This window comes from Opitutaceae bacterium (assembly GCA_041395105.1).
Classification (GTDB): Bacteria; Verrucomicrobiota; Verrucomicrobiia; order Opitutales; family Opitutaceae; genus B12-G4.
Genome location: JAWLBB010000001.1, coordinates 607406 through 631303 on the forward strand (window position 1 = coordinate 607406; position 23898 = coordinate 631303).

General features: G+C 62.3%; 15 protein-coding genes. 6 read left to right on the forward strand and 9 right to left on the reverse strand.

The features are described from left to right. Positions 1-194 precede the first annotated feature (194 nt). The gene (locus R3F07_02420; protein ID MEZ5275219.1) at positions 195-2648 is read right to left on the reverse strand and encodes an arylsulfatase; all 2454 of its coding nucleotides are present in this window, start codon (positions 2646-2648) and stop codon (positions 195-197) included. Positions 2649-2831: 183 nt separating this feature from the next. Then, complete coding sequence (locus R3F07_02425) at positions 2832-3089, reverse strand: hypothetical protein (GenBank protein MEZ5275220.1); 258 nt, start codon at positions 3087-3089, stop codon at positions 2832-2834. A gap of 177 nt (positions 3090-3266) precedes the next feature. Here R3F07_02425 and R3F07_02430 point away from each other — a divergent pair, with 177 nt between their 5' ends. Together R3F07_02430 and R3F07_02435 are read left to right on the forward strand one after the other, a co-directional pair. Continuing rightward, positions 3267-4253 (forward strand): SDR family oxidoreductase, encoded by a 987-nt coding sequence (locus tag R3F07_02430; protein MEZ5275221.1) that lies wholly within the window; start codon positions 3267-3269, stop codon positions 4251-4253. A gap of 199 nt (positions 4254-4452) precedes the next feature. After that, entirely contained in the window at positions 4453-5670 is a 1218-nt protein-coding gene (locus R3F07_02435; protein MEZ5275222.1) for a DUF4872 domain-containing protein, read from the forward strand. Positions 5671-5917: 247 nt separating this feature from the next. Here R3F07_02435 and R3F07_02440 read toward each other — a convergent pair whose 3' ends face one another. Next, the gene (locus R3F07_02440; GenBank protein ID MEZ5275223.1) at positions 5918-6760 is read right to left on the reverse strand and encodes a 3-methyladenine DNA glycosylase; all 843 of its coding nucleotides are present in this window, start codon (positions 6758-6760) and stop codon (positions 5918-5920) included. A 226-nt stretch (positions 6761-6986) separates the two neighbouring features. On the opposite strand from R3F07_02440, the gene R3F07_02445 reads away from it, so the two are divergent. Further along, on the forward strand, positions 6987-7562 hold the full coding sequence (locus tag R3F07_02445; protein ID MEZ5275224.1) for a methyltransferase domain-containing protein: 576 nt from the start codon (positions 6987-6989) through the stop codon (positions 7560-7562). 362 nt (positions 7563-7924) lie between these two features. On the opposite strand, the gene rsmG is transcribed toward R3F07_02445, so the two are convergent. Then, a complete protein-coding gene (gene rsmG, locus R3F07_02450; protein ID MEZ5275225.1) occupies positions 7925-8590 on the reverse strand; it encodes a 16S rRNA (guanine(527)-N(7))-methyltransferase RsmG in 666 nt (221 codons plus the stop codon). A 333-nt stretch (positions 8591-8923) separates the two neighbouring features. Here rsmG and R3F07_02455 point away from each other — a divergent pair, with 333 nt between their 5' ends. From R3F07_02455 to R3F07_02465, 3 genes are all read left to right on the forward strand, one after another. Next, a complete protein-coding gene (locus R3F07_02455; GenBank protein MEZ5275226.1) occupies positions 8924-11488 on the forward strand; it encodes a GH116 family glycosyl hydrolase in 2565 nt (854 codons plus the stop codon). 326 nt (positions 11489-11814) lie between these two features. Beyond that, positions 11815-12909 (forward strand): glycoside hydrolase family 172 protein, encoded by a 1095-nt coding sequence (locus R3F07_02460; GenBank protein MEZ5275227.1) that lies wholly within the window; start codon positions 11815-11817, stop codon positions 12907-12909. Between the two features lie 184 nt (positions 12910-13093). Further along, positions 13094-13627, forward strand: a complete 534-nt coding sequence (locus R3F07_02465; protein ID MEZ5275228.1) for a hypothetical protein — start codon at positions 13094-13096, stop codon at positions 13625-13627. A gap of 534 nt (positions 13628-14161) precedes the next feature. Here the strand turns inward: R3F07_02465 and R3F07_02470 are convergent. From R3F07_02470 to R3F07_02490, 5 genes are all read right to left on the reverse strand, one after another. Continuing rightward, a complete protein-coding gene (locus tag R3F07_02470) occupies positions 14162-16168 on the reverse strand; it encodes a hypothetical protein (GenBank protein MEZ5275229.1) in 2007 nt (668 codons plus the stop codon). A gap of 106 nt (positions 16169-16274) precedes the next feature. Then, positions 16275-17384 (reverse strand): peptidylprolyl isomerase, encoded by a 1110-nt coding sequence (locus R3F07_02475; protein ID MEZ5275230.1) that lies wholly within the window; start codon positions 17382-17384, stop codon positions 16275-16277. Positions 17385-17427: 43 nt separating this feature from the next. Further along, positions 17428-20127 (reverse strand): bifunctional YncE family protein/alkaline phosphatase family protein, encoded by a 2700-nt coding sequence (locus tag R3F07_02480; GenBank protein ID MEZ5275231.1) that lies wholly within the window; start codon positions 20125-20127, stop codon positions 17428-17430. Positions 20128-20435: 308 nt separating this feature from the next. Then, complete coding sequence (locus R3F07_02485) at positions 20436-22703, reverse strand: MFS transporter (protein MEZ5275232.1); 2268 nt, start codon at positions 22701-22703, stop codon at positions 20436-20438. Between the two features lie 96 nt (positions 22704-22799). Then, entirely contained in the window at positions 22800-23792 is a 993-nt protein-coding gene (locus R3F07_02490) for an aldo/keto reductase (GenBank protein MEZ5275233.1), read from the reverse strand. Positions 23793-23898: the final 106 nt, after the last annotated feature.

Here is a 23898-nt window from a genome sequence, read left to right on the forward strand (position 1 = left end):
ATTTACCGTGTGAAGAATCGGAATCGGTTCACTCATCTGTCACGGGCGTGGGCTGCCTGAGGCAAGGGGAGACACTTTCACGAGGTCATCCCGACAACATTTGTTGAGTCCGGGAACGGACCGATCGGAAAGGCACGAACCCGCGACAGCAGACTGCCTTCCCGATCCTGGAAAAAGCTTGTTTCGGTAGCCGACTATTCGGCCATAGCCCGTTGAATTCGGGACCTATTCATGGCTAGATCGGCTTCCGCTTTGATCGCCTCTCCGATCGGCATGACCTCAAGCTCCACCTTGAGTATCCTGCCGGTGAAGGCATTGTTGCGTTCCTCATAATCGGTCGTGACCGGCGTGGCGTCGTCCATGCCAACGCCTGCCGTCTCGTCCGCCGAGAAGATGGCCATCTGTGTGCGCTCGATGCGGCCGCTGGCGACCTGCTCGCCGTTGACGAGAATGCTGGCGATACCGCCCTTGCCGACTCCGCCGCCGTCGTAGTCGAAATTCATGCGTATGGTCGCCTTGCCTGCGGCCAATGCCGTGGGGGCCGCGACCTTGTATTCCTGGAGTCCGAGGAAGTTGTAGCAATAGGTCGGCTTGCCGTCCTTGAGATAGAGGCTCCAGCCGCCGAAGCGCCCGGCTTGGGCGATGACGACGCCATTGGCGCCGCCGGCGGGGATCTCCAGGTCGGCCGTGATGGAGTGTGAGCGATTCTTCAGATTGAGGAAAACGTTTTCGCTCATGCCACCCATGCCCTCGGAGAGGGTGAGCGAGGTTCGGTCCCCCATAAGGTCGGGCCGACCCGCTGTCTCCGCGACGATGCGTTCGAGCAGGCGGTCGTCGATGGGTAACACGCGATACTTCGAAGCTTCCTTCATGAAGATGTCTTGCAGTTCCTTGAGCTTGGCCGGATTGGTTTCGGCGAGGTTGTCGGTCAAGCTGAAGTCGGCGCTCGTGTCGTAGAGTTCCCACACGTCATCCTGCAGCTTCCTCCGGGGCACTTTCTCCCACGGTGCGCGGTGGACGGTGCCGGCAAACCAGCCGTCATGGTAGATGGCTCGGTTGCCGAAGATTTCGAAATACTGAGTCGTGCGGGTGCTCTTCGTGTCAGGCTGGGCGAAGGAGTAAATCATGCTCACGCCTTCCATGGGAGACTGGACGGTACCGTTGACGCTCTTGGGCTCGGGCAGGCTGGCGGCTTCGAGCACGGTGGGGGCGACGTCGATGACGTGATGCCACTGCGAGCGCACCTGGTTGGTGGCTTTGATACCCTTGGGCCACGAGACGATCATGCCATTGCGCGTGCCGCCGTAGTTGGAGGGCATCTGCTTGGTCCACATGAAGGGCGTATCGCCGGCGACGGCCCAGCCCGCAGCCATGTGCGGGTAAGTCGTCGGTCCGCCCCATTCGTCGTAGTGCTTGAGCATTTCCTGCACGGTTTCCTGCACGTTGTTAAAGTAAGTCATCTCGCTGAACATGCCGTCCATGCCACCCTCGGCACTTGTGCCGTTGTCGCCGAGGATGTAGAAGATGAGGGTGTTCTCCAGCTGGCCGGTCTCGCCGACGGCGTCGAAGAGGCGGCCGATCTCGTCATCCGCGTATTCCCCGAACGCGGAATAGACCTCCATCTGCCGGGCAAAGAGCTTCTGCTCGTCGGCGTTCAGTTGGTCCCAATCCTTGATGGCCACGGGTTTGTTGGCCAACTTCGTGCCCTTTGGCACCACGCCCAGCTCGATCTGCCGCGCCAGCGTTTCCTCGCGCAGCTTGTCCCATCCCTGGTCAAAACGACCCTTGTTCTTCGCGATCCATTCCTGTGGCACATGATGCGGCGCATGGGTCGCACCCGGTGCGAAGTAGATGAAGAAGGGCTTGTCCGGCGTGAGCGCCTTTTGGAACTTCATCCAAGAGATGGCCTGGTCGGTCATGTCGGTCATGAAGTTGTAGCCGGGGTAGTGCGGCGTGGGGATGCGGGCCATGCCGTCGTAGAGCGTTGGATTCCACTGGTCAGTCTCGCCGCCGAAGAAGCCGTAGAACTTGTCAAAGCCTGAGCGCGTGGGCCAGCGGTCGGTTGGGCCGGAGACGCTCACCTCCCAGGGTGCCGTCTCGTGGTTCTTTCCAAAGAAGGCGGTACTGTAGCCATTCAGGCGCAGCATTTCCGCGAGCGGCGCCACGGCGCCGGGTCGCTGCCCGGTATTGCCCGGAAAGCCCGTGGCCGTCTCCGTGATGCTGCCCATGTTGTTCATGTGGTGATTGCGGCCCGAGAGCAGGGCTGTCCGCGTGGGCGAGCAGAGCGCGGTGGTGTGGAACTGGTTGTAGCGCAGGCCCTGCTTCGCAAGGCGCTCGGCCGACGGCATGCGCACCGGCCCGCCGAAGGCGCTCGGCATGCCAAAGCCCATGTCATCCACGAGCACGATGAGGACATTCGGCGCACCGGCCGGTGCCTTGATCTCGAAGCGCGGCGGAGTGACGGCGTCGCGGGCGTCGAGAACGGTGCTGCGCGGGTAGTCCGGCTCTGCGATTGGCAACGAGGTCCGATTGAGCTGATACGGTGTGGGCGCTGCCGGTGTCTGCCCGTCAGCCCCAAATCCTGCGAGGGTGAACGCGGCGTAAATGAGGGCCGCGAGAGATGCGTTGAGGGGTTTTCTCGTATTCATGGGCATGGTATTGGCGGGTCTGTGAGATCCGAGGTGGTCCGTGGAACCCCGATGATACACCCATCGCCTGTGTCCATGTCGACAACCATCTCGAAGCCCATGCTCCGAACGGGGCGCAATCAGCTTCAATTGGGCGGGTGGGAAGTCCGCCGCGACGCAGGCAGCGCAAGCCGGGGAGTCGGATCAGCTCGCAGTCGGCCGGGTGACGTGCAGACCGGTGGGCGAGATGTTGGCGATGGCGAGTTCGTTCCTGGCTTCCCGGGCGCTGATGAACTGCTTCACGTCATCGTTCAGCCATTCGTCATGCAGTCCACGTTCTTCCGCCACGTGGGCGACCAGTCGCCGGGCAACGTCGGGTGGATGGACGATGGCATCAACATCCTTCGTAGCCATTCGTGCTTCGTAGGCGGGCAGCATGAGGGCACCACCAGAGAGAGTCATTTCCAGGCGCACTCCCTCGTTCGCAACCAGTTGGGACAGTCGGCCGAGGGCGCTCTCAGTTTCCCTACGGGTCAATATCTCCAGTGGAAAATTCCAGAATGAAACTTCACAGTGCATCAATGGTGACTGGGTAACTCCATATCGACATTACATTTCGGGCAGTTCACGATCACGACCATGAAAGTCCTCTTCATTGGCGGCACCGGGGTCATCAGCTCGGCCTGCGCACCCCTGGCTCTCGAGCGTGGGATCGACCTCTGGCTGCTCAATCGCGGGCAGAGTCACCGTCCGGAACCGGCCGGGGCCCATGTGGTTCATGGCGACATCCGGAACCCGGATTCCGTCCGCAAAGCGCTGGGGGCCGGGAAGTTCGATGTCATTGTCGACTGGATCGCCTTCACCCCGGAGCACATCGAGACCGACCTGGCCCTTTTCCGGGACCGGACGAAACAGTTTGTCTTCATCAGTTCCGCATCCGCCTACCAGACTCCGCCGGCCCGGCTTCCGGTGACGGAGGACACCCCATTGGAGAATCCCTTCTGGAAGTATTCCCGGGACAAGATCGCCTGCGAGAACCGGCTGATGGAAGCCCACCGCAAGGAAGGATTTCCCGTCACGATTGTGCGGCCGTCCCACACTTACGACCGGACCATGATTCCCCTGAGCGGCCGCTATTCGCCGATCGCGCGCATGAAGGCGGGCAAACCGATCGTTGTCCATGGCGACGGGTCATCGCTCTGGACCCTGACCCATCACACCGATTTCGCCCGGGGATTCGTCGGTCTGCTCGGTCATTCCGGGGCGATCGGCGAAGCCTTTCACATCACGGCCGACTTCTACCTGACCTGGGATCAGATCGCCCGGGAACTGGCCCGCGCGCTCGGGGTCGAGGCCCGGATCGTCCACGTGCCCTCGGATACGATTGCCGCCCATGACCCGTCCCTGGGCGCGGGGCTGCTCGGCGACAAGACCCACAGCATGATCTTCGACAACTCCAAGGTAAAGCGGCTCGTCCCCGATTTCCGGTGTCGCATCCCGTTTTCCCACGGCGCCGATGAGATCATCGCCTGGCACGAGGCAGATCCGGCGCGACAGTCGTTCGACCCGGAATTCGACGCCCTGACCGATCGCCTGATCGCGGCTCAGGAAAAAGCCCGGCCGTAACCAGGACCGTGCACTCCCCAGGTGCGGGATCGCGGCCTGTGGAAAGGCGCGCCCGACGGGAACGGACGGCCGATCTGCAAGTGTCTCTGAGCGGAGCCGCACTGACAGCCTTCAAGACACAGATCGATGGGAAAGTGCCCGAATGGATGCTTGCCGCTCGCCCCAGGTTGGCCAGACTGGAGGGGAATCGCCGTCACCTATGCCCACTCATCCGTCTTATCCGGTTGGAGGATTCCATCCGGATTCCGCCGTGCTTTGCCAAGCGCTTGAAGCGATTGGCGTGAAGAGCCCGCATACCCACAAACCTTTGACTGAATCCCTCGTCTTCGGGTTAGCCGGAGGTGTCGGGGCCGGGTATTCGTTCTGTCCCTCGATTTCAAACCGGTCCCTGAGTGGAGTGGCGGTGGTCGGGCGCCACCTGGCCCAGGCTACGAACACGGCCTGGTTTGAGGGGCCGCTGAAGCGACTTGAGCTGGAGTATGAGGTGACCCGGGCGACCACGCCGGGACAGGCGCTGAAGAACCTGAAGGCCCAGTTGAAGATGGGTGGGCCGGTTATTGTGCTTTGCGGGCGGGACGCGCTTCCCTGGTTCGGGGAGGCGAACGATGGAGGCGATCTTTTCATGTATTCGCTTCTCGTCCACGAGATCGTCGCCTCGGACGAAGTCGCTCTGGTCAGTGATTGGGCCGGGGCCATACATCGTCTGCCCCTGAAGATCCTGGCCAAGTCCCGGGGGCGGATCGCCAGCCAGAAGTACGCGACGATCCGGATCGAGCCCAGGGAGCAAACCGATCTCGGTCCGGCTGTTCTCGAGGGTGTGGCCGCCTGTGTCCAGGGACTTGAAAACCCCAGGGTGAAAACCTATTCCTTCGAAGGATGGGAGCTCTGGTCCAGGATGATGGGACCGGGAAAGAGCAAGAAGGCCTGGCCGGTTGTCTTCCCGGATGGGACGATCTTTCGGGCTCTGCGCGATGTCTTCTGTTCGATCGAAACGGTTGGAACGGGTGGAGGGCTCTTCCGGCCGGTTTTCTCACGCTTCATGCATGAGGCGAGTTTCATCACTGGACAGCGGGCGTTCTCGGAGGTCGCTTCGAGTTACCGGCGCCTGGGGGAAGGTTGGAGTGCTTTGGCTGAGTTTTCCCTGCCCGACCGGGTGGAGATCTTCCGCGAAACCAAGAATCTGCTGCGGAAGCGTCGGCGGGCCTATGAGCGGGAAGGGCCGTGCGAGGAGTACCTGGAATGCACAGCGGAGTTGAACAAACTCGATATCTCGGTGGTGGAAGACTTTCCGCTCGATCCGGAGGAAACATCGGAATTGCTCGCTGTTTTGTGCACTGAGCTGGGGCGACTCGTAGTCGAGGAACGGGCCGCTGTCCGGGAACTTGCCGCGGCCGGTGGGGTGGAAGTCGGGGCGTAGGGTCGGGTTGTCCACGAAGGACACGAAGGTTCACGAAGAGGGATTGGGGAGAGGGGATTCACACCCGCTTCGCTCAAGGTAACGAAGGTAACGAAGGTAACGAAGGGCGGAAGGGAATGGAAGTCGGGGTTTCGGGAGGGTGTGGGAAGGACACGAAGAGCGGGAGGGGATGCAGTGGTGCGTTCGCGGTTCTCAGCCAATCGGAGACTTGTCACATTGCCTACAACCGGTTTCTTCCTGCACCCTTTTATGCCAGGACTGCGTCGCAGACGTCGATCAGGCGCCTGCGCAGGGGGAGGGCCTGCTCGGCGAAGGCGCGCTGGTGGGTCTCGTAGGCCAGGCGGCCCCCCGGGGTTTCAATCCTGATGGGTTCGTAATCGTATTGGGAAAGATCATACGGGCTGGCCCGCATGTCGATTTCCCGGATCCGGAAGGCCAGGGCGAGGGTGTCGAGGAGCAGCTCGGATGACGACCAGGGCAGCAGTTTGCCGGTCCACTTGAAGAGGTCCATGTTGACATGGAGGCAGCCCCGCTGCTCGTGGACGATGCGGTCGTCGGGGCCGGGCTGGATCCGGTTGAGCGGCCGTGCCTCCGGGGTGAAGAAGCGGAAAGCGTCGAAGTGGGAGCAGCAGATCGGACCGGTCTCGACCACCCGGGCGATCTCCTCTTCTGAAAGACGGAGGGGGACGGCTGCGTGGCGCCGGTCCGGACTCCGGTAGACCATGGCCCATTCGTGCAGGCCGAAGCAGGCGTATTGGGGCGGGCGTGAGACGCAGGCCTGGAGCAGGGACCGGATCCAGCGGACAGCTTCAAGGCGGCCGGGTGCGTTCGAGCCGGGGAGGGCGGCGACCCCGTCGTGGGTTTGCTGATAGCCCCTACGCTGGAGGAAGCGTTCAGTGCCGGGACCCTGGAGGACGACCCCGATCCCGGGATGCCACTGACGGAGCCGGCCGGGGCGGATCGAGTAGTAGTCGAAAAGGAAGTCGTGAACCGGATGGATTTCGTGGCGGGCCCGCCGGCGCTGGTGGGCACCGATGAGGGCCCCGACGCGTTCGAGATGGGCTTGTTCGCGTGCCTGCCACTCATTCATTGCGAGAGAAAGGGTTAGTCCGGAATGGCAATGATAAGGGGTATTCAGGGGGGATCACGAGATGTAGCCGCGGCAGTCTCTTGCCGCGAATCCACGTTAACACGCCCCAAGAGACTGGGGCCACTACACCAGACAAATGCACGAACAAGAACTGCAAGTCCCGACCCCTTTGGCCGGGGTTGCTATTTGGGGACAGGTTCATTCCCTTGGCGCGATGGATTCACGCATGTCAGGCGCTGATTGGGATGGCCGCTACCGGGAAGGCACGACCCCTTGGGACAAGGGTTTCGGCGCGCCGCCCCTGGCGGAGTTTCTTGATCGCCATCCCGTGGCCGGCCGGGTGCTCGTGCCGGGTTGCGGGCGTGGACACGATGTCCGGTTGCTGGCGGCGCACGGGGCACAACCACTGGGAGTCGACATCTCGGGACTGGCCGTTGAACAGGCCCGGGCGTTCCCGAAAGCGGGCTTGGAGGAATACAGGGTGGACGATTTTCTTGCTGCCGGATTTGGGGCCAACGGATTTGAGTGGGTCTTCGAGCATACCTGTTTCTGCGCGATCCATCCCAATGAACGGCCGGCCTATGTCGAGGCGGTTCGCAAGTCCCTGAAACCGGGCGGGCATTTTCTGGCGATCTTCTATGTCAACATCGAGAATACGGAGGGCCCGCCGTTTCCGATCAGCGAGGCCGGGATCGACCGGCTCTTCCATCCTCTCTTTGAAACGCTTGAGTCGTGGATGCCCGGCCGATCCTACCCGGAGCGGTCCGGCCGGGAGTCGATGCGCCTGATGCGGAAGAAGTGAGGGAAGGGGCGAAGTCTTCAGGGCTTCGGAAGGAATTTTCGAGATGTAGCCGCGGCAGTCTCTTGCCGCGGAACCACGGCGGATTCCAGTTAAGGGCTATCCAGGAAGGACACGAAGTTTCAGGAAGTGGGATTGGGAAAGGGGATTCACACCCTCTTCGCTTAAGGTAACGAAGGTAACAAAAGGTGTTCGAGGCTTTGGGTTTGAAGGTCTTGTGAAGAACACTCAGCTCCAAACGGACGGACAGATTGGACCGGTTCAGAGCCGAAGAACCGACTGAACCTGATCCCATACAGATTTCTCCTTCGTTCCTTTCGTTACCTTAAGCGAAGAGGGTGTGAGATCTCATTTCAAAACCCAAATCATGAATCGTGGCGGATATGGAGGAGAAACTTTTCCTGGAAGAAGGGATTCGGGGAGATTTCGGAGAGGATGTAGACATGGTCGGGTTGGTGGCCGGAGGATGCAAGTTCCTCGCGCCAGGCGGTGCCCTTGAAGTAGAGCCAACCGTTGGCGACCGATCCGGCCTGGCCGGGCCGGATGAGGTGGCGGGTCCACTCCAGAAAGCGGGGCAGGGCGGTGACGGCCCGGCCGAGGACGTAATCGAAGCGGCCCTTCATCGTCTCGGCCCGGACCTGGCGGGCGGTGAGATTGGACAGGCCGAGTTCACCGGCCATGGCCTGAACGGCGCGGATCTTCTTGCCGACCGAATCGACGAGGGTGAATTCCACCTCAGGGAAAACAATGGCCAGGGGGATGCCGGGAAGACCGCCGCCGGTGCCGACATCGAGGACCCTGGCACCCGCAGAAAAGGTGACGAAGCGGGTGAGGGCGAGGGCGTGAAGGAGATGGTGGTCGACCAGGTGATCGATATCCTGCCGGGAGATTAGGTTGATCCGGCTGTTCCATTCGCGCATGAGGGTTTCCCACTGTGCGAAGCGGGCGATCGCCGAGGACGGGAGTTCGGGAAAGGTCTCGGTGACGGCATGCATGCAGGCAGGATCGGAGTCGCCGGCTTCGGCGGACACAATCTTTTTAGAAGGGGTCGGGCTTTGTCGTTTTCTTGCGGGGAGGGGATTCACACTCGCTTCGCTTAAGGTGACGAAGGTAACGAAGAGCGGACGAGGACGGTGTTCGTTTCGGGATCTTGTTGCAGTGGTGGCTCCAGATGAACATTGCAGGCAGCTGTAGGAGAGGCTTCACGCCTCGAATAGCTGTTGGATCGAGGGATAAACCCTCTCCTACACTTTGATCAAACTGTTGGATCGAGGCATAGTGCCTCTCTCCCCGCCGGCGCCAATCTGGTCTGCCCCTTCCTATTGTCGGTTGACCTCGGAAGTCCGTCCGATAAGCCTGCCCTGATGCGCGAGCGCGTCTTTTCGGGCGGGAACCTCCTCCAGATCTCCATGCCGATCGGGGGCATCGGGGCGGGTTGCATCGGCTTCAACGGGATCGGGGGGCTCCAGGATTTTTCCATCCGCAACCATCCGGAGCGATCGGCGCTGCCGGACGGTCATGGTTTCTCCCAATCCGCCTTCGCCCTGTTACGGGTCGGCGGTGACCATCCGGTGACCCGATTGGTCGAGGGGCCCTTTCCGCCGGAGAAGATCTATGCCCAGGGTCTGAAGGCGCAGGGCTTTCGGGAGAGCGGACACGAGGGCCTGCCGCGCTTTCGGAAGTGTCGCTTTTTCGGCGCCTATCCCTTCGGCCGGGTGGAGTTGGGCGATCCGTCGATTCCGCTCGAAGTGACGGTCGAGGCCTTTAATCCCTTCATTCCCGGCGATGCGGTGGCCTCGGGCCTGCCCTGTGCGATCCTCGAATACCGTTTTTCCAATTCGACCCCGGAGCCGGTTCCGCTGGAGTTCTCCTATCATCTCTCCCATCCGGTCTTTCCGGATGGGAAGGGCGCGGAGGAAGCCGCCCCGAATACGGTGATTGATGAGCGGGGAGTCAGCTTTGCCTCGGCCGGCGATCCGTCGTCCGCCCGTTTCGGGAGCGCCACGCTTTCCGTGGTCGGGCAGGCAGCCTCGGTCAAGGCATCGTGGTTCCGGGGCGGCTGGTTCGACGGGATCTCGGTGCTTTGGCGCGAGGTGAGTGAGGGCCGTTTTGAGGCCAATGACGGGTCCTTCGATGCGGGAACCGGATCCCCGTCGGGGGCCATCGAGGGGTCGTCGGGCCGTCTCGGTGGTTCGGTCATGGTCCGGGCTCTGCTTCAGCCGGGTAAATCCCTGACTGTCCCGGTGGTGGTCTGCTGGCATTTTCCCAATGTCGACTATGTCTATCCGGCACCCGAGAGCCGTCCGGAATCCTCCTGTTGCGAAGAGCCGACGGCCTGGCATCCCTTCTACACCTCGATCTGGAAAGACGCCCGCGCGGTCGAAGAGTATGTGCAGGTCCACTACGCCGACCTGAAGGCTCGGACGGAAGCATTCCGTGATGCGTTGTTTTCATCAACTCTTCCGCCGGCCGTGCTCGATGCCATCTCGGCCAATCTGGGCATCCTGAAGTCGCCGACGGTATTGCGTCAGGCCAACGGAAACATCTGGGGATGGGAGGGGTGTTTTGCCGAGAAGGGCTGTTGTCATGGGTCCTGCGACCATGTCTGGAACTACGCCCAGGCGATGCCCCATCTCTTTCCCGATCTCGAGCGCACCCTGCGCCACCAGGAACTGGAGCGTTCGATGGATGAACGGGGACACGTGGATTTCCGATCCTCCCTGCCGGACGGGCCGACCTCCCATCGGTTTCGGGCGGCGGCCGACGGGCAGCTCGGCGGCATCCTCAAGGTCTATCGGGACTGGCAGATCAGCGGCGACACCGCCTGGTTGGCCGGCCTCTATCCACGGGTCAAGCGGAGCCTCGACTACTGCATCGAGACCTGGGATCCGGAGTTCAAGGGCATCCTGAGCGAACCCCATCACAACACCTATGACATCGAGTTCTGGGGGCCCGACGGGATGTGCAATACGATCTATTGGGCAGCCCTGGTGGCCATGGAGAAAATGGCCGAGGCGTTGGGGCGGACGGAAGAGGCCCGGCCTTACCAGGACCTGGCCCGGCTCTGTGCGGCCAATCTGCGGATCGCCCTGTTCAACGGCGAGTATTTCATCCAGCGGGTGGAATGGGAGAACCTGCGGGATTCCGCCATCCGGGACGCACTGGCGAAGGAAGGAGAACGCGAAACGCCGGCGCAGGCCCTGCTGCGGGTGGAAGGCCCGAAGTACCAGTATGGGAGCGGCTGTCTGTCCGACGGGGTCATCGGACTCTGGATGGCCCGGCTCTACGGCCTGGACACATCGCCTCTTCAGGACGAAGCCCGGTCCCACCTGCAGGCCATTCACCGCTACAATTTCAGAAAGGATTTGTCCGAGCACGCCAATACCCAGCGGCCCGGCTTTGCGATGGGCCCTGAGGGCGGGCTGCTGGTCTGCAGCTGGCCCAAAGGGGGAAAACCCACCCTGCCGTTCCCCTATTCGGACGAAGTCTGGACGGGCATGGAATATGAGGTGGCCTCCTACCTGATTGCTGAAGGCATGGTCGAGCAGGGACTCGAAATCGTCGAGGCGGCGCGGGCGCGTTACGATGGCCGGGCCCGGAATCCCTGGGATGAATATGAATGCGGCAGCTACTACACGCGTGCCATGTCCAGCTATGCCCTGCTCCAGGCCTACTCGGGTTTTCGTTACTCGGCCGTATCCAAGACCCTCTGGTTCGATCCAAAGGCAGCCGTCCGCCCGTTCGCCTGCTTCTTTGCCACGGCTTCGGGCTACGGGGTGATCCGTCTGACCGCCAAGAGCCTGACCGTTTCGATGCGGGAGGGGCGGCTGGAAATCGACCGGGTCCGGCTCGGGGCGGAGGGGGCCGAGCAGGTCTATGACTGGGAGGTAAAGGTGCCGGCGGGGAAGACCCGGCGGTTGATGCTTTGAGAACGCTGTCGTTGCTTGTGAAGGGATCGGGAAAACACAAAGAATGGAAGAAGCGAAGAAACAAATGCGGCAGGACAGAATACTCTTTTTCGCTCTGATGCCTGTAGCCACTTCGTTGGGTCGAAGTGTCCTCATGCCCAAGGGGAACGCCGACACAGCGGCGTTGCTACAGATCTCCCGGTGCTTCGGGGTGGCGCGCCCGGCGGTCACGCCCACCCGCAATGGTGGAATGAAAAGGTAGGGACGGACCGCCGGGCCGTCCGGCGAAGCTCATCCAAATTCATCTTTCACAGCCCTCTTTTGAACCTGAACATTATCCCTAGATTATGAATACATCCTTCAACGGTCTCGGCCTTCACCTCGGCAATCTCTCCCGGCTCTCGCGAGCGGAAACGCGGTCCATCAGCTCGGAAAACCGGACCGGTGCCAAGGGTGGCGGCGGCCAGGCCACCGAGGGCGACGGCGCCCTGGCGGCCCGGGGTCTGGGACAGGGCTGGAAGGTGTCGCCGTGTGATCACATCAAGCCGGGTGAAACCTTCACCGTGGCGGACATCGAGGGGAGCGGGGCCATCCAGCAGATCTGGATGACGCCGACGGGCCAGTGGCGCTTCTCCATTCTTCGTATCTACTGGGACGACCAGGAACAGCCCTCGGTCGAGTGCCCGATCGGGGATTTCTTCGCCTCAGGCTGGGGGCGCTATGCCCAGATCTCCTCTCTGGCGGTCTGCGTCAATCCAGGCAGTGCCTTCAACTGCTACTGGGAGATGCCGTTCCGCAAACGGTGCCGGATCACCGTGACGAATATCGGCGACGAGGCCATGACCCTGTTCTTCCAGGTCAACTACACCCTGACCGAGGTGCCGGAGGATGCGGCTTATTTTCATGCCCAGTTCCGTCGGGTGAATCCGCTGCCCTACGGGGAGGTCTTCACGATTCTGGACGGGGTGAGGGGACAGGGCCACTACGTCGGGACAGCCATGTGTTGGGGTGTGAACAACACGGGTTGGTGGGGTGAAGGGGAGATCAAGTTTTTCCTCGATGGGGATGATCCCTTTCCGACGATCTGCGGGACCGGGACGGAGGACTATTTCTGCGGCTCCTACAACTTCGACGTCGGGAAGGAAAAGGGCGGTTACCGGGAATTCACCACGCCTTATGCCGGGCTGCCCCTGGTCATCCGGCCGGACGGGATCTACGATTCCCAGCAGCGCTTCGGGCTTTACCGCTGGCATGTGATGGACCCGATCCGCTTCCGCAGTGATTTGCGGGTGACCATTCAGGCACTGGGTTGGCGGAAGGCGAAGGATCGGCGTTACCTGCCGCTGCAGGACGACATCGCTTCCGTGGCCTATTGGTACCAGACTCTGCCGACCGCGCCATTTCCAGCGTTGCCCGAACGCGACCGGCTGGAGGTGATATGAGGAGTCATGGATCATCGGCTCGTCGATGTCGCTCGCAGGAAGGCGAATTCCAAACTTGTAGTCGCGGCAGTCTCTTGCCGCGAATCCAGGTCGGAACGCCCCAAGAGACTGGGGCGACTACACAAGACGAACAGACCCTCGGAGGGTCCTATCCTGACTGCTGCCATCTCTGACGGAATTGATCATGGATGAGTGGGCTAGGTGGATTGAACGGTACAATGCCGGGGGTGGTCCTGAGGCGGAGGGGTTTGTCCGTCCGCAATGGCCCGAGATCCTCCTGACGACTGAGAATCTCGAACGGTTGATCGAGGGGGTCCTCGCCGAACGGGTCGACTGGCCCGGGCTGGTCTTTGACGGTGAGCCCCCGCCGGATGAGGTCCTTGAGGCGATTGAGATGATGATCCGCGTGCCGGACCTGCAGGTGCGTTACCGTCCGGAGGGCTGCAGCCTCAGGTCGAAGGTGGAGATCCTTCTGCGATTGGAGAGCCCGGAAGAGGAGGACGAAGCCTTCGAGGAACTGATCCGGGTGGAGAGCGAGATCTGTTTGTCTTTCACCGAGCGTTTCGGGGTGAGTCCGGTCATCGACGTGATGGGCGGGGAGGTCGTGCTGGTCTCGACCGGCGCGAGGACGGAGCTGGCGCCGGCGACCGAGATCCTCGACCCGGAATGGGCGGTCGAGTGGGGTTTGAACGGTTGTGATCCGGATCTGATGGATTGAAACCAAACGTAGCTACGTTTGGTTTGATGAGTCAAAACAAACCGTAGGATGCAACGTAGGGTTTTCAGCTGCAAAACAAAACGTAGCAGGCTGGAATGGCATATAGTTGGCAAGAGCCGGGGGAAACACCTCGGGCCTGGGTTGTTCTTACCGACACCATCGAGACGGGCCGGGACGGGTCGACGGCGGGTCCGGAGGCCCCGCCCTACCACCTGAAAACGGAGCATGCATGGCAGGGCTGGACGTCCCCGGCCAGCCGCAACGGTTGTCCGAGACAAAACAACGATCAACACCCTTAACTGTGCGCCATTCCAGTAAACTACGTAGGGTTGTGATCAGGGAGCCAGACCAGGCCGGCTCGGAGGGTCACCGGGTTCAGGGAATTGCGGACCGAAGCGCGGATTGTCGCCGCGGCATCTCTTTTGAGCCTGTCGAACCCCGTCTCTAGCCACGATTTCACGCCGCAACGCCCCGAGAGGCCGGAGCCGCACCACCTTCCAGCAGAACCCGCTGAAGATCCAACTCGGAGGCTACTCAAGGCGTTGGGCTTCCCGTCGGCGGATAGAGGGGCAGGTCGATAAAGACAAGACCGATGTCTCGTCCGAGATGGCTTCGGGTGGGGACCGGGCTCCCGTCGTAAAAGAGGGCAAGGCGGTCGCCTGCTGGAACCACCGAGGGCATGCCGATGGGACCTTTCGCCCAGGTGCTGGTGGTCGCATCGATGACGAGAGCCTTGTCCTCCTGCTTGAACTGAAATGGATCCCGGCTCCAGTAGACCCAGACGCCGTCGGTGGCTTCGAAGCCGTCAGGTTCGATGCCCACATGGTTGGTGAAGAGAAACCAGATCCCGTTGGCGGGTTCGAAATAGACTGAAGCGTTTTCAATCTGTTCTTCAGGTGGGAGGAGCGCGGTGGTGGCGATGGACCAGGCGGCATTGAGGTCTGTGGTCGAGGCGAGACCGAGTGTTCGCTGAAGCGGATCGTAGGGTGTCTCCCGGTGGCCGGCCGTGAAGTATTGATAGAAGGCGTCGCCGATCTGAATGACCGGTCCCGGGCTGTAAGGGAGGGGTTCGATTTCCGCGTGTTTGATCCATGGACCCATGATCGAAGGGCTGGTGGCCTTGCGGGTCAGATAGGGTGACCGGGGGACGCTGGCCGGGGCGGGCGATTTGCCGGATGCCGCGAGGTAGAACATGTGCCAGATTGAGCCGTCGAAGATTGTCCAGGGCGAACAGACACAACCGGCATCGTCGGAACCGGGTGGGCCGGCCTTCATGATCGGGCCCTGTTTGCCCCAATTGACGAAGTCGGTGCTGACGGCCCGGCAAGCGAGCCAGCCATCGGCTGCACAGCCGTCGTAGTGCATGACAAACTGACCTTCCACTTCGGTGACGATGGCCTCGCGGGCGCCATTCTCGTCGCTTCCCCCGGGGCCATCGCCGTGGGTGAGGATGCGACCATGTTCGGTTGTCCGCAGTGTCCAGAGGGTGGAGGGTCGTCGATCGGGGTAGTTTCGGGGAAAGCTCCGGAAAAACTGTGCTTCGGGAGGTTCCAGGGATCGGGCCGGCGTTCCGGTCCATTGGAAGGTCCCGGTGGCGCTTCCGTGCTCTGTTGCGATCTCGATTCCATTGGCGGCAATCGTGCCCCAGCGGTAGGAGAAGCTGCCGGATCCCGGTGTCGCGAAGGAGAGGATACACTCCTCGATGAATGACCGGCCTTCCCTATCGATGGTCACGAGGTTCCGGATGCGGGCGGTGTTGGCTCCGGTCTTCTCGTAGCGCGGAGCCATCGCCCACCCCCGCGAATCGCCGACGCCCGCACGGCCGTGCCGGATGTCTCCGGTTCTGGTCGGTGCCCACGGGAGAGTCAGGGTTGTCTGTAAAGTGCCCTGTCCCCCGGCGGGTTCCCAGTCGATGGCCTGCTCAAAGACGAGGCGGAGGGATGATCCGTATATTTCGTCGATGCAACCGGTTGGGGCGAGACCGTCAAGGGTCGGCCGGTAATCGGGATCATTCCCACGCTGGACGCGTAGAGCCGGTGGAAATGGATCGGTCGATTCCGGAACGGCGTAGATTTCGTTCAGGCCGATCCCTATCCGGGCCGACGTGCTGGAGAGTCGGAAAGTATAGAGTCCGGATTCGAGGCGCAGGTAAAGACCGGCGTCGCCTGGCGCCTTGAGGTCAAAGGCGCCGACGGACCTCATGATCTCATTGAGGAAGGCAATGGGCGCCTCCTCCACGAGGTATCCGTCAGCTTCGGGATCAACTATAGCGAGGCGCCAGTCCCGATTCGTCGCGATGATGACTCCCGATCGATCGAAGAGGGTCAGGACCGGATCTTGCAGCGGGTTTTCAACCCCCAGGAAGGCGAGGGAGGGGCCAACCCCCCGGATAAGGACATTGAGCGGCGTATCGATGACGAAGCCACCGATGAGGGAATCCGTCTTCGAGCCGGCCTGGCCGCGTGTGGAGATATTGACAAGGCTCCATCGGTCGACTGCCGGGAGAGGCGATTCTGGAGCCGGATGGCCAGCGGGAATCAACAGGGTGAAGCGGGCCAGTCGGAAGGATCGCCAGATCCGGGCCAGGCAGGTACGAGAGTTCAGCCGGATGGGTGGCCGGACGTATGGGATCCGGCTTGCAGTGGGTTCAGGGCATCGAGCTGGCGGTGTGTGAATCACGGAGATCGGCATCGACGATCGGGAGGAGGCCGCTGAGGACGGTCATGAGGGCGCGGAACTCGCTCTGGGGGGCGCCGGTGTCGAGGAGTTCATAGCCAGGCTTCAGGATGAGCTGCTTGGCGGCGTGGAGAGGGGAATGATCGGCCGGCGAGGCGGCGTCCGGGTCGGGCTCGGGAAGGTTGCCAATCTGGTTTTCGCCGATCCAGAGTTTGAGGGCTCGCGGAGTCAGGGTGAGGGCAAGGAGGGCACCGTCGTCCCGGACTCCATACTTGTCGATAAGGGTATTCCAGTTCGCCGACACCGCCTCGGCCGGGCCGAGCTCGTCCATCAGGATGGCGATGACCGGCCGACCGGTGACGAGGGCATGGGCGTAGAGTTTCTGATTGATCCAGGCGACCCGGGCATCGGGCAGTTCGATGGTCGACTGATTGATCAGGTATTGGGCCCGCGGCATTACCGGGGTCGTTTCCTTGAGCCGGTCGAATGTGGCCGCATCCGCCACGAAGGCTTCCGCTTCGGGGCCCTGACGGATGATTCTTACCGACTCGATGGTGTCACCGACTTCGATGGACTTGACGTTCTCGAGGCCGGAGACGACCTCGCCGAAGACGGTGTGGAGGTAGTCGAGGTGAGGGGTGGGATCAAGGGTGATGAAGAATTGGGATCCGTTTGAATTGGGTCCGGAGTTCGCCATGGAGACGATTCCGGCGCGGTCGTGACGGAGTGTCGGGTCGAGTTCGTCCTGAAAGGCATAGCCGGGCCCGCCGGTACCGTTACCAAGGGGATCACCACCCTGGATGATGAAACCCGGGACGACGCGATGAAAGGTGAGGCCGTCGTAAAACGGGTTGCCGGGCGCGGACTGGTTGAGGGTGCCCTCGGCCAGGCCGACGAAGTTGGCGACAGTCAGGGGCACCCGGTCGGCAAAGAGACGAAGGGTGATGGGACCTCGAGGGGTCGTGAGGGTGGCGTAGAGGCCGGGGGGCAGCGGGGCGGATTCAATAACCGGCTCTTCGGTCTGGCCAGGGGCGATGGCGGCGAAGAGCAGGGTGGAAATGAGGAGCGCGATGCGTTTCATGGACATGATGTTTCGATGAAGGAGAATCGATAGGTAGGTCGGATCAGTCGTCGTCATCATTGAGGACGGTGACCGCCCACGTGGGATAGGGTTCCGCCGATCCCTTCATGGCGGTCCAGAGGATGCGGTTCATGAGGTCCTCGGGGCATTGATCGACCTGTTCCAGCGGCAGGTGCGCCGAGGCAATGGCGTTCCTGCGGAGAACGGGGTCGGCGATCGTTTCGGGATCCGGATTCATCTGATCGAGGGGCACCCGGTTTTCGAGGACTGAGAAGGGCGTGAAATCAGGTACCTCGGTGAAACAATCGAACATGGGTGTGGCGCTCGCGTCCATCTGGTTCATCGGGGGCAGGCCGAGGATCAATTCCATCGTCCGCAAGAGGCTGGTCTGGTTGTACTGGGTGCTCACGGTGACCCCGCGCTTCGTGTAGGGACTGACCAGGTAGGCGGTCGTCCGGTATCCGCTGACATGATCCCACCCGTTCTGGGGATCGTCCTCGATGGCGAAGATACAGGTCTCTTTCCAGAAACGGCTGTGACTGAGGGCTTCGACAATCCGGCCAAAGGCCAGATCGTTGTCGGCGACCTGTGCGGCGGGCGTGGGTTTGCCGGTCTGCGTCCCTGAGGTGTGGTCGTTCGGCAGACAGATGATGGTCAGGTGCGGAAGGTTGCCGTCGCTTTCGAATTGCTTCAGTTCCCGGATGAACTCGGCCGCCCGGAAAACGTCGGGAATGTCCATGTCCCAACCGACGGTGCGGGTATTGATGTGACCCCGGAGGGATTCGATGGCGGGCCGGCTGGAGATCTCGATCTCGGGGTTCCCGGCCTGGAAATCAGCCCAATGGGCGGCGAAATCGAGCGGATCGGTGCGGTCGGGATCGCGCCAGCGTTTCTCGGTGATGGCGAACTCTCCGTAACTGCGGACGGTGAGATGGTGGGCCAATGCGTTGTCCCAGATGAACCCGCTGGGTGCGTAGGCCAGGGCGTCGACATCGTCGTCCTCCATTCCGTCGGGATAGCTGCGGGGAAATCCGGCGAAGCTTTTCTCCATGTAGTCGGTGGCGAATGCCGTATCTGCCCACTGGTGACCGTCGGCGCTGAGGATGCCTGAGCAGTAAGTGTTGTCGAGGAGCACGAAATCGCGGGCGAGCTGATGCTGGTTGGGCGTGATTGACTCGGGAAAGATGCAGAGTTCGGGATCGCCGTTGCCCTCTTGAATGTCGCCCAGGACCTGGTCGTAGGTGCGGTTCTCCTTGATGATGTAGACGACGTGTCGGAAAACGCTCGGCTCGCCGACGCGTTCCGGAACCGGTCGGGCGGGTTGGTCGGGACGAGCCGGGAGGCGGGCGGCCTGCAGGGCGGGTTCGCGGTAATTGTGGACGACGATCCGGGTTAGGGATTGCAGCTCCCCGGGGTCGGGGACTTTCAGGAGTGAAACTGAACCGTGATACTGGCGGGTGTTGAACTCGGGTCTGCCACTGCCCTCGCGGGGACGGCCGGGCCCCAGCCCCTTGATGTTGGCGACATAGAGTGAATCGCGACGGGCGTCGTGGATGATGGCACCGGGAAACCATCCGACTGGTATCAGGCCTTCGAGTTCGGACCGGCCCGGATCAAAACGGATGACCGCAACGGCGTTCTGGGTGCCATTGCAGACATAGAGGCTCCGGCCGTCCCGGCTGAACGCGAGGGCGTTCGGACTCGCGCCAAAGAGTTCGGCGGGGGTCAGCTTGCTCCAGATCGTCTGGACGATCCGGTCGGCCCGGATGTCGATTACGCTCAATGTGTCGCTGCCTGCGTTTGCCACCACGACGTGACGTTCATCCGGGGATACCGCGAGGGCGGACGCGTGCAGGCCGGTGACGATCTCGCCCACCACCCGGTTCTTCCTCAGGTCGACAATGGAGACCGATCCTTCGCTCGCGATATGGCGGACCGGATCCACCCGCACGAGGGTTCCCCGACCTGCCGGACCGGTGGTGCTGTCGGGTTCGGGACGACGCCCGCCCCAATTGCTGACGTAGGCTTTTTGACCCGCGAGGACGACGTCGTAGGGAGCAAAGCCGACATCCCACGTGCGCAGGACCCTGCCGGTCCTGGAGTCGAGCTCGGCCAGCCGGTTCGACAGATTCAGAGCCACATAGAGGCGTTTGCCGTTCCTGGACAGGGCGAGCCCGGAGGGGATCTCGGCCTCGCGGCGGGGTGCGTTGGCGGGCGGAAGCACGATGGAGAACAAGCCGGTCACCTGATGGTCCCGGCCCACCGCAAAGACCTTGATGCTGCCCGCGACATTGGAGAGATAGATGCGGCGGCCGTCGGGCGAGAAGATCAACCCGGTGTAGCTCAACTGTCCTTCGGTGTCCGGTTCGAGCAGATGGCTCGAGACGGCCGCCTCGGCGGAATCTGCCAGGTCGGAGGGGAGGGGCACTGTCTGGAGGAGATCTCCAGTGACCGGATTGATGACAACGAGTTCGGGGGTCTTGCCGGCGGTGACCAGGAGATGTCCGTCGGGACTCAGGGCGAGAGCCTGCGGTCGCATGTCCGGCAATTCCACCTGCAGGCCGACCGGGGTCAGGATCTGGTTGACCGGTGTGACGATGTGATCCTCCCGCCATCGACCGACGGGTTCTTCGGATGAGAGGATGCGAGCGTCGGGAGGAGCTGCTGCTCCGAGAAGCAAGGCGGTCTCGCAGAGAGCCGCGGCGATCAGGACTCGGAACAGGAAGACAGCAGGGGACTTCATGCAGGGCTCAGGGTAGGGATTGGCGTGCACGCGCTCAATGATGAAAGCATGGCAGGGGTTTCAGTCCCTGCAGGAACGGGAAAGCACTGCACAGAAGTGGAATTGAGGGTTTTTTCGGGAATCGGGTCCGTGTCGCAACGCCGCTGTGTCGGCGTTCCTGAAATGCGGGATGACGCGTCGACACAGCGAAGTGGCTGCATCGTGAAGGACGGAGAGAACGGTTTGCTTCCCGAGGTGCAAGACACGTTTTGGGAGCGGGACCTTCCGAAGCGAAGACGTCAGCTCATGATGACAGGGCACTCCATGCACTACCCCGTCTTGCGCAGGGGGGCGAAGAGGGCGATGGCGGCGGCGAGGGCGCAGCTCGGGGTCCACTTGGGCGTCCGGTCGACGACGGTTGAGAGGGCGTTGAAGAGATCCCGGTCACTCTCGGGCCGGAAGCCGGTCTCAGTCCGCAAGGCCAGTCGAACGGCTGACAGGTCGCGTGCAAGAACGGATTCGAGCATCGGGCCGCGGGCGCGGGCCCAGCCGGCCGGCTGCTCATCGGCGTGGATGGCGATGGCCTGGCTCAGGGTGATCCGGGTATTGGCCCGCAGCACCCATTCGATCGGCGAATGCATCCATTCGCCGGAGGCGGCGACCAGCTCAAAGCGTTCGTTGCGGGTGCCGAGCTCGTCGATGCCGGTAAAGATCCGGACCGCATTTGCGCGGGCGTTCAGGTAGATGAGCCCGCGAATGGCGGATGATTTGATGTGAAGGGAGACGCCCGGTTCGTCCAGCATCGAAAGGAGGTCGGGGATGGCTTCCGGGTCGCCGATTCGCCCGAGGGCACGGGCGGCCATGGCACGGATCCGATTGGGAAACTCCGGAGAGAGTGCGCTGCGCAGGACCGGAACGGCCGAGCGGTACTTCAGCTCCCCAAGGGCCCAGGCGACATGGTCGAAGAGGTGTTGGCGTTCGGGGTCCTCGAGGATCTCGAGGAGGGCGGGTCCGGCTTCATTGGAATGGCTCAGCCCGAGGCTGCGGACGGCCTCGGTCTTCACATCGTAGGAAGGGTCGGTCGTCAGCTCGATGAGAGTCCGGATCGCCAGGGGATTGGCGGATTGCCCGAGCCAGCGGGCGAGATTGGTCCGGCGGGTCTCGTCGTCATCGTAGAGCTTGCGTTGGGCGAAGAGAGTCCGGACCGGGTTGTTCCAGAGTGAGCCGAAGAAGTCGTTGGTCTCGAAGTTCGGATGCGTATTGGGCAACCGGCGGACGAGAATCATGATGATGATCTTGAAGACGGGGACGGCGACCACCATCCATGCCTTGACCCAGTCGAAATAGAGAATCCCGTTGGCGAATTCCTTTGTCCCGCGGGGAAGGGCGAATGATTCGAGATAGAATCCGCTGAAGACGGCGACACCCGCGGCGACGAGACCGGCGATGACGCCGTAGATATTGAGGGATTCCAGGGCATCGCGTCGCCGGACATGGTGCTGTTCGACCGTGGTGGTGGCGATGCCGGTACCGGAGGCCACGCCGCCGCTCATGAAGCCCATGAAGAGCAACGCGATGGCCGTAACCGTTTCCTGCAGGTTCATGTCGAGCAGGCTGAATGACTGGGAGGGGTCAAACGGAGCGAGCAGGAGGTAGACCGGAGCGCCGAGGATGCTCATCAGAAGCAGACCCGAGAGCATGGGTCGGAAACCCAGGGTGTCGGCGATCTTGCCCCAGATGAGAAAGGAGATGGCCGACCCGATGGTCGAACTGAGGAGGTAGAACGAAACCAGCTGTGCGGGCACATGAAGCAGGGTGCGCAGGTAGACGGCCATCAGGGGCAGCGCGGAGAGCTGCATGAAGATCGAGATGAGCAGGGGCAGGCGGAGCAGGGGGGAGGTCCGCAGGGTGATGATGAAGCGCTTGTAGCCGCCGAGGGAACGGCGGCCGGAGCCGGAACCGCGATCGGCCCGGTCGGGAATCCGGAAGGCCCAGAAGAGCGTGTTCAGTTGTCCGAGGACGGAAAGGCCGAGCAGGAATTTGTAGTCGAGGGCGGTCATCTCGCTGGTGATGACGAGGGAGAAGACAAAGAGGGTGATGGCGTTGACCGTGGTGAACGAGAAACGCATCCGGGCGAAGAACTGGCCGCGGTCGCTGTCGGTGGTGATGTCCCGCATCAGTGATCCCCAAACCGTTCCGGCTCCGAATTGCTGGGCGACGGTGAAGACGAGAAGGAGGGTGAGGAGCAGGCCGAAGCTCATCCACGCGGTCGGGATGACCAGCATGGCGATGAGCACGCCGAGTCTGACAATAGCGGTGAATCCGAGGAGCCGGCCACGTCCGAATCTTCGCACCCAGTCGAGGATGAAGAACCGCAGGAAGGCGACGAGGGGAATGACGCCGATGATGGCGGCAATCCGTGTCGGCTCGAACCCGAGAACATCGGAGGCGTAGAGTTGCAGGTATTGCCCGACAACGATGACGTTGACCACCTGCTGGAACAGGTTGTGAAGAAGGGCATTGCGCTGTCCGGCCCGCCGTTCCCTGTCGGTCAGGGTGCCGGACGGCGCCGTGCCCGTGTCTTGTTCCTTTTTCACGTCCCTTCATCCTCGGCACAGGTGCCGAGGTGAGGCAAGCGGGTAAGTGGACGCGGGGGCGCCTCAACAGAGTGAGGCGACTACAGGACACCTTTGTCAGCGGGTGCGGGATTCGCTCTGCCAGAGGTCCGGATTGCGGCCCATGGCCTCTTTGAGCGGCTCGGAGGCGGCATCGAGCGCGCTCAGGACATCTTCGCCCAGAGGGTCGGCGGCGGCTGCGGCGTTTCGGCGGACCTGGCTCCCGTTGCGTCCGCCCACCAGAACAGAGGTGACCTGTCCGCGGTCGAGGAGCCAGCGGATGGCGACGTCGCCCATCGGGCGGTTGATTTCCTCGCAGATGGTGCGGATGCGCTCGACCGTCTCGAAGGTGAGGGCCTCATGTCCCGCCTCGCCGTGGCGGGCGTTGCCATTGGTCGACGAGTAGTGCCGTATCGATTGTCTTCCCACGGGAACGTCTTCGAGGGAGCGGACTTTGCCGGTCAACAGGCCCTGGAGAAAGGGCGAATAGGCGAGGATGCCCAGGCCGGCCTTTTGCGAAGCGGGGATGACCTCGTATTCGGTGGCCCGGAAGAGCAGGCTGTAGGCAATCTGATTGGTGGTGGCGCGGCCACCGGCGGCCAGGTAATCGGCCAGTTGCGAGGGACCGAAATTGGACACGCCATAGTCACGGATCTTGCCCTCGGACACGAGCTGCTCGAGGGTGGCAACGGCTGCTCCGACTGGAAAGGTGGTGGCGGGCCAATGCATCTGATAGAAATCGATCCGGTCGGTCTTGAGATTGGTGAGCGAGCGTTCGCAGGCCTCCCGGAGCAGGGCGGGTTCGAAATGGCCGGGTGAGACCTTGGTCGCAATGAAGGCCTCGTCGCGCCGATTGCCCAGACCCTGGGCGAGGACCTGTTCCGACTTGCCCCGGCCGTAGACTTCGGCGGTATCGAAGAAGGTGATGCCGCAGTCGAGGGCGGCCTGAACGGCTTCGCAGGAATCGCGGTCCTCCTGCTCCCCCCAATTGGCGCCGCCGCCGATGGCCCAGCAGCCGAATCCGATTTCCGTCACCTTGAGAGCGCTTTTTCCGAGGTTGTTCTGTTTCACGCCTGGATTTCACCGGGGTGGCGGATCCGGTGCAAGGGCGTTTTGGCGGAAGGTTGCCGATGAAGGGAGGAGGCGGGATCCGCGCTGGTCATTCTGCGGGCAATCT

What these genes read in the sequence shown, in the direction of transcription:
- R3F07_02420 (MEZ5275219.1), bottom strand. Translation starts at nt 2,648, where the DNA reads ATGAATACGAGAAAACCCCTCAACGCATCTCTCGCGGCCCTCATTTAC.
- R3F07_02425 (MEZ5275220.1), bottom strand. Translation starts at nt 3,089, where the DNA reads ATGACTCTCTCTGGTGGTGCCCTCATGCTGCCCGCCTACGAAGCACGA.
- R3F07_02430 (MEZ5275221.1), top strand. Translation starts at nt 3,267, where the DNA reads ATGAAAGTCCTCTTCATTGGCGGCACCGGGGTCATCAGCTCGGCCTGC.
- R3F07_02435 (MEZ5275222.1), top strand. Translation starts at nt 4,453, where the DNA reads ATGCCCACTCATCCGTCTTATCCGGTTGGAGGATTCCATCCGGATTCC.
- R3F07_02440 (MEZ5275223.1), bottom strand. Translation starts at nt 6,760, where the DNA reads ATGAATGAGTGGCAGGCACGCGAACAAGCCCATCTCGAACGCGTCGGG.
- R3F07_02445 (MEZ5275224.1), top strand. Translation starts at nt 6,987, where the DNA reads ATGTCAGGCGCTGATTGGGATGGCCGCTACCGGGAAGGCACGACCCCT.
- R3F07_02455 (MEZ5275226.1), top strand. Translation starts at nt 8,924, where the DNA reads ATGCGCGAGCGCGTCTTTTCGGGCGGGAACCTCCTCCAGATCTCCATG.
- R3F07_02460 (MEZ5275227.1), top strand. Translation starts at nt 11,815, where the DNA reads ATGAATACATCCTTCAACGGTCTCGGCCTTCACCTCGGCAATCTCTCC.
- R3F07_02465 (MEZ5275228.1), top strand. Translation starts at nt 13,094, where the DNA reads ATGGATGAGTGGGCTAGGTGGATTGAACGGTACAATGCCGGGGGTGGT.
- R3F07_02475 (MEZ5275230.1), bottom strand. Translation starts at nt 17,384, where the DNA reads ATGAAACGCATCGCGCTCCTCATTTCCACCCTGCTCTTCGCCGCCATC.
- R3F07_02480 (MEZ5275231.1), bottom strand. Translation starts at nt 20,127, where the DNA reads ATGAAGTCCCCTGCTGTCTTCCTGTTCCGAGTCCTGATCGCCGCGGCT.